Here is a 12,006-nt window from a genome sequence, read left to right on the forward strand (position 1 = left end):
CTAGACTGGGGCGGTTCGTGCGAAAGCAACGGCCAGGACGGGACAGGACGGGAGGCGACGACGGTGCAGACAGCCGGCCGCGGCTTCGACGACCCGTCCGCCGACGTGCTCGCGGGCGCCGCCGCGGCCTTCGGCCTCCTGGCCTCGCCCGCGCGGCTGCACATCGTGTGGGCGCTGGCCCAGGGCGAGAGCGATGTCACCGGACTCGCCGAGCGGGTCGGCGGCGCGCTGCCCGCGGTCAGCCAGCACCTGACCAAACTGAAACTCGCCGGCCTGGTCCGCTCCCGCCGCGAGGGCCGCCGCCAGGTGTACTTCGTCGACGACCCGGACGTGGTCGACGTGGTCCGGCTCGCGGTCGCCCGCCTCACCGACCGCGCAGACCGCGATGTGCCCGCCCCCCGACTCCGTGGCATCTGACGCCGCCGCCCACCGGCACACCCCGCTCCAGGCGCTGCGGCACCTCGACACCGGCCCGCGCGGACTGACCGAACCGGAGGCCGCCGCCCGGCTCGCGGCAACCGGCGAGAACACCCTCCCGGAACGCCGTACGACACCCTGGCACCGCCTGTTCCTGCGCAGTCTGCGCGACCCCTTCACCGCCGTCCTGCTCTGCCTCGGCCTGGTCTCGGCACTCGTCGCGTCCTGGGGCACGGCCGCCGTGATCCTCGCGCTCGTCGCGGTCAGCTGTGTGCTGCGCGCCGGCGGCGAGCAGCGGGCCGACCGCTCCCTGCACGACCTGCGCGAGCTGGTCGGCTCGACCGCCTGCGTCCTGCGCCGCGCGGAGGCCGGGGCGCAGGTGCGGGCCCGGGAGATCCCGGTCGCCGAACTGGTCCCGGGCGACGTGGTCAGGCTCGGTCCCGGCGACCTCGTCCCGGCGGATCTACGACTGCTGCGCGCGAGCGGGCTGACCGTGCACCAGGCCCCCCTGACCGGCGAGTCCGCGCCGGTCGCCAAGGCCGCCGTGGAACTGCCCGGCGCGGCCGACGAGTTCCCCTTCGCGCAGCCGCACCTGTGTTTCCAGGGCAGCGGCGTCGTTTCGGGCAGTGCCACGGCGGTTGTCCTGGAGACGGGCGCGCGGACCCGGTTGGCCGCCGCGCACGGCGGGCCGGTGCGGCGCGGACCGAGCGCCTTCGACCGCTCCGTGCACGGCGTCTCCTGGGTGCTGATCCGGTTCATGCTGCTGACGCCCCCGCTGGTCCTGATGGCCAACGCGGCACTGCGCGGCCGGGGCCTTACGACGCTGCCGTTCGCCGTCGCGGTGGCGGTCGGGCTGACCCCCGAGATGCTGCCGGTGATCGTGACGACCTGCCTCGCTCGCGGGGCGGCGCTGCTCGCCCGTACGCACGGGGTCGTCGTCAGAAGACTCCCCGCCCTGCACGACCTGGGCGCCGTGGACGTCCTCTGCCTCGACAAGACCGGCACCCTCACCCAGGACAGACCGGTCGTGGAACGCGCCCTCGGCCCCGACGGCCGCGACGACCCGGACGTCCTCGACCGGGCCGCCACAGCCGCCTGGTGGACCCTCCAGCTCGCCGACGCACCCGTCCCGGACGCCCTCGACGAAGCACTGCTGACCGCGGCCGGGCCGGTGGGGGAGGAGTACGACGGGATCGCGGCCGTGCCCTTCGACCCGCTGCGGCGGCTCGCCTCGGCGGTGGTGCGCGGCGCCGCCCTCGGAACGCACACCCTCATCGTCAAAGGCGCGGTGGAGGACGTCGTGGAACGCTGTCTGCTTCAGCCCGGCGAACGGGACCGGCTGCTCGCCCTGGCCACCCGCGAGGCCGAGTCCGGTCTACGGCTGCTGGCGGTCGCCACCGCCGAACTCCCGGCCCGCACGCGCGCGTACACCCCCGCCGACGAACGGGGCCTGACCTTCCGCGGCCTGGTCACCTTCCACGACGCCATCGACCCGGCCGCGCCGGAGGCCCTGCGCGCCCTGGCCGACCTGGGCATCGGCGTGCGGATCCTCACCGGCGACCATCCGGCCACGGCGGCCCGCGTGTGCCGGGAACTGGGACTGGTCCCCGGGCAGGTGCGGGTCTCCGCCCGCTGCACCCCTCAGGACAAGGCCCGCGCGGTCACCGACCTCCGCGCGGCCGGACACACCGTCGGCTTTCTCGGCGACGGCCTCAACGACGTGCCCGCGCTGCGCGCCGCCGACGTCGGGATCGCACCGCGGGCCGCCGTCGACGTGGCCCGCGAGGCCGCCGACGTGGTGCTCGCCGGGAAGGACCTCACCGCGATCCGGCACGCGGTCACGGCCGGCCGGCACAGCAGCGCGAACATCGCCTCGTATCTGCAGGTCACGTTCTCCTCGAACCTCGGCAACGTCATCGCGATGCTCGCCGCCGGTCTGCTGCTGCCGTTCCTGCCGATGCTCCCGGCCCAGGTGCTCGCCCAGAACCTCTGCTTCGACGCGGCCCAACTGGCCTTCGCCCACGACCGGCCGTCGGCCGCCGCGCTGCGCCGGCCGACCGAGCTGCGACCCCGGGCGTTCCTGCGGTTCATCACCGGGTTCGGGGCCCTCAACGCGGTCGCCGACCTCGCCACCTTCGCCGTGCTCGCGCTCGCGCTGCGCGGGCCCGACGCCGTGGACGACGAGGTGCTGTTCCACTCGGCCTGGTTCACCGAGAACCTGCTCACCCAGGCCCTGGTGATGCTGCTCCTGCGGACCGGCCGGAGCCTCGCGGAGGGCGGCGGACCGGGGCCGGTCGGGTGGGCCGCGGCCGTACTGGCCGCCGTGGGGCTGCTGCTGCCGCCGAGTCCGCTGGGCGCGGCGCTGGGCATGACGGGGCTCGCGCTGCCGTACTACCTGCTGCTCGCGGCTGTGCTCGGTCTGTACGCCCTGGCCCTGAGGGGTCTGCGATCCACTCGTGGGTTGTACAGTTGCGCAACATAGCAACTGTTGTCAGGGATGAAAGGGCGAGATCATGCTCCGCAACGGACTGGAACCATGGCACCTGCTGGTCGTGGCGATCATGGTCATCCTGCTGTTCGGCTCGAAGAAGCTCCCCGAGGCCGCGCGCGGGCTGGGCAAGTCCATGCGCATCCTCAAGAGCGAGGCGAAGGCGATGAAGGAGGAGAGCAACGTGGCGGAGTCGGTCCCCGTGGAGCCGACCGCCGTGCACACCTCGACCGAGTCCCCGGCGGCCACTTCCACCGAACCGCCCGCGACCGCGCACTGACGGCAGGGCGGGCATGCGTCGAGCCCCGGCGGTTGCCGGGGCGTGACGCCTTTGGCCCTTGCGGTCAGGCCTGGTGCTGGAGTTCCGTCTGCGTGGCCGACTTCGCCTCGCGCTTGCGGCGCCGGCGCTCGGACCGCGGCTCCTGGTCCGGCAGCCAGCCGAACGTGAGGCAGCTGCCTACGACTCCCAGCAGCAGCCCGACGAAGAACCCGCCGAGGTTCGAGGTGAGCCAGGAGCCCAGCGTGCACAGGACCCCGACGATCGAGTAGAAGAGCCGCTGACTCGGGCTGAAGAGGATCAGCAGACCCAGCAGCAGCATCAGCACGGGCAGCAGATAGCCGGTCATGCCCTGCATCCCGATGTGCATCGCGACCTTCAGCGACACCTTCTCCGTGAGCAGGATCTCCGCCCCGCCCAGGGCGAGCAGCAGCCCGCCCCAGAACGGACGACGGGCCCGCCAACTCCGGAAGGCGGGCCGCATCCCCTGCCGTGACAGGTTGTCGGACATCAGCAACCCGAGTCGCTGAAGCTGAGCTTGAGACCCGGCAGCTTGAACACACCCGCTGTGGTGGCGTAGTTGGTCTGCCGCAGGTTGTCGATGTGCACGGTGTCGGACTGCTGGCTGAAGACGCCCTTCTTGCCCTGCACGCCGGCCTTGGTGAGCGTGCTGGCGTCATTGCCGATCTCGATGTTGCCGAAGGCGGCGTCGCCCGACAGTTCCGTCGAGTCCGTGGTGAGGTCGCTCGCCGTCACCTTCGTGGAGCCGCTGCCCGCCTTGATGAGCAGGTTGATGCCGCCGAGGTCGACGCTCTGGCAGAGGCTGTCGAGCGTGGCGCTCTTGATGGCGGAGGTCATGACCAGCACCTGCCCGCCGGTGTCACCCGCGTTCGGGCTGTTCGGGATCATGTTGTCGAGGTCGCCGAACTGCTCGAAGCCGGTGCCGTCGAGCGACTTGGCGGTGACCGTGAACGGCATGCCCGAGATGGAGAACTGCACCCCCAGGGCGCCCTGGGCGGTGAGGATCCCGAGGGCCGCGGCGGCCAGGGTGGCCGGCACCGCCATCACCGCGGCGCGGCGAAGTCGGACCTGACCGCGTCTTTCGGGAACCTCGGCGGTCCCAGGTGCGGAACCGGTTTCCGGGTTCTCGGGGGTGTTGCCTGCGGACGAGTTGGCGTCCGAGGGTGAAGCCATGTCTGCTCCCATGTGCTGCTCTAGTCAACGCGAGTCGGTATCCAATGTGGCGCGTTGTCCTGGCGCGGACAGCGAGTGCGGCGCAGCCATCCTCACAACTCCCGGCGGGTGCAAGGGCTTTCAGGTTACGCAGCAGTAGCCGTCGAGGAAGTTACCGGGGGTTACATTCGAGGGTCAAGGGAGTTGTGGAAAAAGAGTGTTGATGATGTGCCGCCTGTGAGGCAAGGCCCGTCCGTGATCTCGCGGAGCCTGTGACCGCATACCGATCAGCACACCAACTTGACTTGTACGTCTTGACGTTGACGGACACTCAGGTCTACAACTCTCCATTGTTTGCCGGATCCGTGGCGCCGGATCCGGCACGTGGCAGGAGCCGCGTTCCCGGACTTCCCTTTCCACAAGGGCACTTCACGCCCGCAGAGTCCGAACCCCGCGGCCCGGCACGGCCGCTTCCCCCCTGGTCCGTGCCGTCCGCCCCACCGCCCGGCCCGGCCGGAAGCCTTCAACCCCCGTGGGCCTCCGGCCGGTCACCGGCCCACCGGCGTTGCCGGCCCGTCGCGTACGGAGAAGGCGTCACGGGCCGGCGACGGCGAACTCGCACGCCCCAAGTCCAAGTTGCCAACCCTCGAAAGACCCCCCAGTTCCCCCACCCCCCAAAGAACCCCCCGGTTCGGCCCCACTTCGGAAGAAGAGGTACACCCGCATGCGCACTCGCACCGTCCTCACCCTCGTCGGCTCCGTCGCCGCGCTCACCCTCCCCTTCACCGTCCCGGCGTCCGCGGCCGACACCCCGGTGCTCACCACCGGCAGCCTCGGCGGTACGCCCGTCGCCGTCGGCGATGTGCTGACCGCGCCCCTGGCCACCGGCACCAGCGCCACGCTGTACTCCAGCGCGACCGGCACCAGCGGCGTCAAGTGCACCTCGTCGACGTTCACCGCGACCGTCACCGACAACCCGACCGCGCCGGGCACCGCCACCGAGTCCGTCTCCGGGCAGACCTTCGACAGCAGCAGCTGCACGAGCAATGTCCTCGGAGTCCTCGGCGTCTCCAGCATCACGGTCGACAACCTGCCGTACACCACCGCTGCCGCCTCGGACGGCACCCTGACCGTCACCCCGGCCAGCGGCTCCACCATCCAGACCACGGTCAAGCTGACCACCCTGCTGGGCAGCATCACCTGTGTCTACCAGGCGCCCAGCCTGAGCGGCACGGCCAGCAACACCGACACCAGCATCAACTTCACCAACCAGGCCTTCACCAAGACCTCGGGCTCGTCCCTGTGCTTCAGCGCGGGCTACTTCACCGCGAAGTACGCCCCGGTGACCGACGGCGGCCTGCCGGTCTACACCAACTAAGGAGCAGAGCAAGCAGGGCCTGTACGCGTCGAGTTCAGCGTCGACGCAGTCGCAGGGTCAGGGCGGCGCCCCCGGTGAGCACCAGCACCGCGGCGGCGCCGCCCGCCAGCATGGGCGCCGAAGGGCCGCCCGAACCGGCGTCGGTGTCGGACGCCACCGGACTGCTGCCCGGCGCGGTGGTCTCCTCGGCGGGGGACGACTTCTGCGCCGTGGTGGATTCCTGGGCCTTCGCCGAAGGGCTCGCGGCCGTGGGGGACTTGACCGCGGACGACGACGGACTGGCGCCCGCCGCCTTGTCCTTCGAGCCGGCCGTCCCCGTGGAGGAGGACGAGGACGAGGTGCTGCCGCCCGGGAACACCACGTCCGAGCACGAGTAGTACGTGTCCTCGGTGCTGCTGTTCTGCCAGATGGTGTAGATCAGCTGGCGCCCCGTCCGGCCCGTCGGCAGCGTCGCCTTGATGCGGTACGCGCCGCCCGTCAGCGGCGGGTCCTTCACCTCGGCGAACGGCTGCGTCGGCAGCTCGGACCAGGTGAGCGGCTTCGACGGGTCGTAACCGGCCTTCGTCAGATACAACTTGAACGTGCCGGTGTGCGCGATCGTCGACGCGTACGTCATCGTCAGCTTCGCCCCCGGAGTCAGCCGCGTCGACGGAAAGTCGGTGCGGGCGAGGTCGAGCCCCTTGTAGTCGGACAGCCCACCGCTGCACAGCTTCCCGTCGGGGATCAGCTGCCGGTCCCGCCCGTTGATGTCCGGGACCCGGATGTTGTCCCAGAAGGTGAAGGGCCCTCCGTTCGCCGCCACGGCCGCCTTGCAGGCCGCCGACCCGGCCGCGCTGCCGCCCTCCGGCGAGCAGGCGTAGACGCGGCTGACCGGATACGTCGGTGCCCCGTGCGCCTGCGCCGGACCCGCCGCCCAGACGGTGAGCAGCAGCGGGGCCATGGCGGCGCCCGCCATGGCGGTGCGTTGTGCGGTCATCCGGGACATCCGGAACGTCTCCTCGGCCGGGGCGGGAACGGTCTGTCCGTGTCATACGGCCCTCGGACCCCACGCGTTCAGCCCGCCCCCGCCGCCCTCGGTCCCACGTGTTCGGTCCGCCCTGCCGCCGTGAACCGGGGCAGATCGGTCAACTGGTCGATGTCGAGGGCGATTTCCGGCCGGACCGAGGGTTTCCCCCGTATCCATATGACCTTCTCTTTGCCTATCGTTTGGCCACAGCTGACCCCCAGGCAACCCCTGGCGAGGCGGCTGCCGGTGCCCGGTGCTCTTCGGATCGACCCCCCACCGCTTCGACGGCGAAGCGAATCGACCGCTGCTCCGCGCTGCTCGGAGTACGGCCACGAAAGGCAAGCCCTTGCGCACTCCCACGGCATTCCCCAACGGACGGACCCTGATATCCGTCGCCGCGGTCTCCGCGGCCCTCCTCGCCACGGTGGCCACCTCGGCCGCCGTCGCCCAGGAACCCCCCACCCGGGCCGCCGCACCGGCTCTGCCCGGTCAGACCGAGGCTGCCCCCGGCACCCTCGCCCAGCGCCTCATCGTCGGCTACAAGTCCGGTGCTGCGGAAGCGAGTTCGAACCGGGCCGCCGAAGCCGACGCCACCACCAAGGGCAAGGAGACCGGCGAGGACGTCGACTTCCAGCGCCGCCTCGGCACCGGCGCGGCCCTCGTCGGCCTCGGCGACGCGCAGAGCACCACCGAAGTGGCCGACGTCATCGCCGAGTTCAAGGCCGACCCGCAGGTCTCCTACGTCGTGCCGGACCGGCTGAACACCCCGCAGGCCGACCCGAACGACACCGAGTACGGCAAGCAGTGGGACCTGTTCGAGTCCACCGCCGGCATGAACGTCCCCGCCGCGTGGCCGACTTCGACCGGCAGCGGTGTCACCGTCGCCGTCATCGACACCGGCTACGTCACCCACTCCGACCTTGCCGCGAACATCGTCGCCGGCTACGACTTCATCACCGACACCGCCGTCTCGGTCGACGGCGACGGCCGCGACAGCAACCCGGCCGACCCCGGCGACTACTACGCCGCCAACGAGTGCGGTACGGGCATCGGGGCGAGCAACTCCTCCTGGCACGGCACCCATGTGGCCGGCACCATCGCCGCCGTCACCAACAACGGCAAGGGCATCGCGGGCATCGCCTACGGCGCGAAGATCTCCCCGCTGCGCGTCCTCGGCAAGTGCGGCGGCTACGATTCCGACATCATCGACGCCATCACCTGGGCCTCCGGCGGCACCGTCTCGGGTGTCCCCGCCAACGGCAACGTCGCCAAGGTCATCAACATGAGTCTGGGCGGCGACGGCGCCTGCACCTCGGCCACCCAGAGCGCGATCACCGCCGCCGTGAACCGCGGCACCACGGTCGTCGTGGCGGCGGGCAACGACAACGACAACGTCGCCAACCACTCGCCGGGCAACTGCGCGAACGTCATCTCGGTCGCCGCCACCAACCGCGCCGGCGCCAAGGCGTCCTACTCCAACTACGGCACGGGCGTGGACATTTCGGCCCCCGGCGGCCAGACCGGCACGGGCACCGCCAACGGCATCTACTCCACGCTGAACTCCGGCACCAAGACGCCGTCCACCGAGTCGTACGCCTACTATCAGGGCACCAGCATGGCCACCCCGCACATCGCGGGCCTGGTCGCGCTCGTGAAGTCGGCGAACCCCGCGCTCACCCCGGCCCAGATCGAGTCGGCGATCAAGACCAACGCCCGTGCCCTGCCCGGCAGTTGCTCGGGCGGCTGCGGAGCCGGTCTCGCGGACGCGGCCAAGACCGTCCAGGCCGTGAGCGGCACCGGCGGTACGACGACGGGGACCACCTTCTCCAGTACCACCGCCGTCGCCGTCCCCGACGCGGGCGCGGCCGTCGAGTCCCCGATCACCGTCGACGGCCGTAGTGGCAACGCGCCCTCGGCCCTTCAGGTCGGTGTCGACATCACCCACACCTACCGCGGCGACCTCGTCCTGGATCTGGTCGCGCCGGACGGTTCGACGTACCGTCTGAAGTCCGCCAGCACCTCGGACTCCGCCGACGACGTCAAGGCCACCTACACGGTGGACGCCTCCGGCGAGACCGCCAACGGCACCTGGAAGCTGCGGGTGCAGGACACCGCCGCCCAGGACACCGGAACCCTCAACAACTGGAAACTCACCTTCTGATCCCACAGGTCACACACAGAAACCGACCGGCCGACCCGTAAGCAGAGGCGTGCCTCCACAGGCGCCTCCCGGGGGCGGCCGGTCGTCCGTATGGCCGAGAACGGTCGCTGACACGTGCCACAGATACTGAAAGTGGTCAAGAGTCGGGGTGGGGGTGACAGAGAGGCGCAAGTGATGGGAACGTGAGGGGACTTGGTGGTCTTCGGGGGCGAGGTCGAAGCCGTCGGACGGTGAGCTACTGTGTACAGGGGGTAACAAAAAACGGCATGGGCCGTTGTTTTTTCCTTCACGGGAGTGTTTCAGTCGATGGCGAGGCAGCTACGGGCCGAACAGACCCGCACAACGATCATCACGGCCGCCGCCGAGCTGTTCGACCGGCAGGGCTATGAGTCCACCAGTCTCAGCGACATCGTCGACCACGCCCAAGTCACCAAGGGCGCCCTGTACTTCCACTTCGCGGCCAAGGAAGACCTGGCCCACACCATCCTGGAGATGCAGGCCAAGGCCTCGCGCCAGATGACCAAGGACATGGACAGCCGGGGCTACTCCTCACTGGAGACGCTGATACGTGTCACTTTCGGCATGACCCGGCTGGCCGTCGAGGGCCCCATCCCGCGGGCCGGACTCCGGCTCGCCGCAGGGGAGATCGAGGTACGGCCCCCGATGCCGCACCCCTTCACGGAGTGGCTCGACATCGCCGCCCGCAAACTCGCCGGAGCGGTCGCGGAGGCCGACGCGCACCCCGACATCGACGTGGACGCCGTCGCCCGTACCCTCGTCGGACTCTTCGTCGGTATCCGCGTCATCGGGCGTGCCCTGGAACCGGTTGCCCTGCAGCCCCGCAGAACCGCCGAGATGTGGCACCTGGTGATCCGCGGCGTGGTCCCCGTACCGCGCCGCGCCCGCTATCTCAGCCTCGCCGCGCGACTGGAGCGGGAGATCGGCGCCGGCTGACCCCGCCCGGTACGGTGAGCCGCATGCCCGACACCCCCGCCGCGCCCGTGATCCTCGGCAACGAGCCCGGCTCGTTCCCCCACAGCGTGCTGGCCGAACGGCACCCCGCGATCATCCACCAGGTACGCGAAGCCTTCCCCTACGGCCCCGCACAGCACCGCGCCCTCGACGCCCTGCTGAAGAACTGCACCGAGGGCGCAGTCGAACCCCTCCCGGCCGACGCCCCCGACCGCCGACAGTGGGCCGCCTGGGGCACCGACCAGTACGCAGGACAGTCCTGGTACGACGTCCCCTGGCTCTGGTCCGAGAGCTACTTCTACCGCCAACTCCTTGGCGCCGTCGGCTACTTCGACCCCGGCGCCTGGCAGGGCATCGACCCGTTCCGCCCCTTCAAGCGCGCCGAACTCGACGCCCCCGAGACGGACGAGGAACTCGCCGCCCTCGACGCCCTGGAGGGCAAGTCGCCGGAGGAGCGCGGGCAGGCACTGCTGCACGGCTCCCTCTGGGGCAACCGCGCGGACCTCGGCTTCCGCCTCTCCGCCGCCGGAGCGGAGTCGGCCGCGCAGGCCCCCGTCCCGGCCCTGGTCGCCGACGACAGCGACCGGTTGTGGTCGCTCCTCTCCGGAACCCTGTGCCTCGTCGCCGACAACGCGGGCCGCGAACTCATCCCCGACCTGCTGCTGATCGCCCACCTCCTCGACCGGGGGCGCATCGAACGGGCGGTCCTGCACATCAAGCCCCACCCGTACTACGTCTCCGACGCCACCACCGCCGACGTCGTCGACGCCCTGCACCGGCTGACCGCCGCGCCGGGCGCGGCAGCGGCGTACGGCCGCCGTCTCTGGTCGGCCATGGCGGACGGCCGCCTCACCGTGCGCGCCCACCCCTTCTCCTGCGCCCCGCTGCCCTACGCCGAGATGCCCGCCGACCTCCGCGCCGAGTTCGCCGCGGCCACGCTGACGATCGTGAAAGGTGACCTCAACTACCGTCGCCTGGTGGGTGATCGCCTCTGGGCCCCCACCACGCCGTTCGCCGACGTCACCGCCTGCTTCCCGGGCCCGGTCGCGGCCCTGCGTACCCTCAAGTCCGACGTGATCACCGGCCTCGACGCCGGCACGGAGGCCGCGTTGGTCGCGGCGGAGGAGCAGCGCTGGCGGACCGGTGGCACGCATGCGCTGATCCAGGTGAAGGGGATGTCGCCAACGTCCGTTGTGTAGTTGGGTCGTTCACTGACGTTCTTGTCGCACGAGGGGAGTACGACCGAGATGCGTATCGGAGTGGCACCGCACCGCCTCTGGCCCGACCGGGACGAAGAGGTGGACGCGGTCCTTCAAGTCGCCGTCGACGCCGAGGAGTTGGGCCTCGACCACGTCTTCGCGAGCGGCCATGCGGTGGCCGGTGCGACCGGTGTGACCCCGGACCCGCTGATCCTGCTGTCCGCCGTGGCCGGGGCGACGCGACGGATCGGGCTGGTCACCAGCGTGCTCGTGCTGCCGTTGTACAACCCGTTGATCCTGGCCCACCAGACCGCCACCCTCGACCGGTTCTCCGGCGGCCGTTTCACCCTCGGCGTCGGCACCGGCTGGGACACCGAGGAGTACGCGGCCGTCGGCGTCCCGTTCGCGGGCCGGGGCCGCCGCACCGACGAACAGCTCGCTGTCGTACGGCAGTTGTGGCGGGGCGAGGGCTCCACGCGACTCGGGGTGCTGCCCCGCACCGAGGGCGGACCGGGCGTCTGGATCGGCGGACAGAGCGACGCGGCACTGCGCCGGGCCCTGAGGTTCGGCGACGCCTGGCACGGCTCCGGGGTCGATGCGGAGGAGCTCACCGGAGTGCGGGCGCGGCTCGAGGCGCTCGGCGCCGAGGTGGGACGCGATCCCGGTGAACTTGCCCTGACGGCGGGCCTGTTCCTCGTACCGCCCGGCTTCACGCCCGCGGTGAAGGTGCCGGGGCGCCCGCTGGGTGGAGCCGACGCGAGCGCCGAGAGCGTACGGGACGAACTGGGCCGGCTGTCCGACGCCGGGCTGGTCTCCGCGTCCCTGTGGCTGCCGGTGGCCACGGAGGCGCTGCCGGACGCGCTCGCGTGGGTCGGTGAGGAACTCGTTTCGCATTTTCCCAAACCGTGAATCTTTGTCCGACCCACCTGTGGTGA

General features: G+C 71.1%; 11 protein-coding genes. 8 read left to right on the plus strand and 3 right to left on the minus strand.

Going from position 1 to position 12,006, the window contains the following annotated elements; genetic code table 11:
- Positions 1-63 precede the first annotated feature (63 nt).
- From AB0I51_RS13180 to tatA, 3 genes are read left to right on the plus strand one after another with little or no spacing between them, the layout of a single operon-like run.
- The gene (locus AB0I51_RS13180) at positions 64-417 is read left to right on the plus strand and encodes a metalloregulator ArsR/SmtB family transcription factor (protein WP_362974371.1); all 354 of its coding nucleotides are present in this window, start codon (positions 64-66) and stop codon (positions 415-417) included.
- On the plus strand, positions 386-2,899 hold the full coding sequence (locus tag AB0I51_RS13185; RefSeq protein ID WP_362974373.1) for an HAD-IC family P-type ATPase: 2,514 nt from the start codon (positions 386-388) through the stop codon (positions 2,897-2,899). Before AB0I51_RS13180 ends, AB0I51_RS13185 begins: the two co-directional genes overlap by 32 nt.
- A gap of 31 nt (positions 2,900-2,930) precedes the next feature.
- The gene (gene tatA / locus AB0I51_RS13190) at positions 2,931-3,185 is read left to right on the plus strand and encodes a Sec-independent protein translocase subunit TatA (protein WP_362974375.1); all 255 of its coding nucleotides are present in this window, start codon (positions 2,931-2,933) and stop codon (positions 3,183-3,185) included.
- Between the two features lie 64 nt (positions 3,186-3,249).
- Here tatA and AB0I51_RS13195 read toward each other — a convergent pair whose 3' ends face one another.
- Positions 3,250-3,693 carry a DUF6114 domain-containing protein gene (locus AB0I51_RS13195; RefSeq protein ID WP_362974377.1) on the minus strand — a complete coding sequence of 148 codons (444 nt, stop codon included), beginning with the start codon at positions 3,691-3,693 and terminating at the stop codon, positions 3,250-3,252.
- Complete coding sequence (locus AB0I51_RS13200) at positions 3,693-4,376, minus strand: DUF6230 family protein (protein ID WP_362974379.1); 684 nt, start codon at positions 4,374-4,376, stop codon at positions 3,693-3,695. Before AB0I51_RS13200 ends, AB0I51_RS13195 begins: the two co-directional genes overlap by 1 nt.
- Positions 4,377-5,079: 703 nt before the next feature.
- On the opposite strand from AB0I51_RS13200, the gene AB0I51_RS13205 reads away from it, so the two are divergent.
- Entirely contained in the window at positions 5,080-5,733 is a 654-nt protein-coding gene (locus AB0I51_RS13205; RefSeq protein ID WP_362974381.1) for a Tat pathway signal sequence domain protein, read from the plus strand.
- A 34-nt stretch (positions 5,734-5,767) separates the two neighbouring features.
- On the opposite strand, the gene AB0I51_RS13210 is transcribed toward AB0I51_RS13205, so the two are convergent.
- On the minus strand, positions 5,768-6,718 hold the full coding sequence (locus AB0I51_RS13210; protein WP_362974383.1) for a lytic polysaccharide monooxygenase: 951 nt from the start codon (positions 6,716-6,718) through the stop codon (positions 5,768-5,770).
- A gap of 367 nt (positions 6,719-7,085) precedes the next feature.
- On the opposite strand from AB0I51_RS13210, the gene AB0I51_RS13215 reads away from it, so the two are divergent.
- The 4 genes from AB0I51_RS13215 to AB0I51_RS13230 all read left to right on the plus strand — a co-directional run bounded on the left by AB0I51_RS13215 (position 7,086) and on the right by AB0I51_RS13230 (position 11,980).
- Positions 7,086-8,900, plus strand: coding sequence for a S8 family serine peptidase (locus AB0I51_RS13215; protein WP_362974385.1), 1,815 nt, complete (start codon positions 7,086-7,088; stop codon positions 8,898-8,900).
- A gap of 306 nt (positions 8,901-9,206) precedes the next feature.
- Positions 9,207-9,854, plus strand: coding sequence for a ScbR family autoregulator-binding transcription factor (locus tag AB0I51_RS13220; protein WP_362974387.1), 648 nt, complete (start codon positions 9,207-9,209; stop codon positions 9,852-9,854).
- 23 nt (positions 9,855-9,877) lie between these two features.
- Entirely contained in the window at positions 9,878-11,071 is a 1,194-nt protein-coding gene (locus AB0I51_RS13225; RefSeq protein ID WP_362974389.1) for a damage-control phosphatase ARMT1 family protein, read from the plus strand.
- A gap of 48 nt (positions 11,072-11,119) precedes the next feature.
- Positions 11,120-11,980 (plus strand): LLM class flavin-dependent oxidoreductase, encoded by an 861-nt coding sequence (locus tag AB0I51_RS13230; RefSeq protein WP_362974391.1) that lies wholly within the window; start codon positions 11,120-11,122, stop codon positions 11,978-11,980.
- Positions 11,981-12,006 lie beyond the last annotated feature (26 nt).

It is taken from the genome of Streptomyces sp. NPDC050549 (genome assembly GCF_040655035.1).
GTDB lineage: Bacteria > Actinomycetota > Actinomycetes > Streptomycetales > Streptomycetaceae > Streptomyces.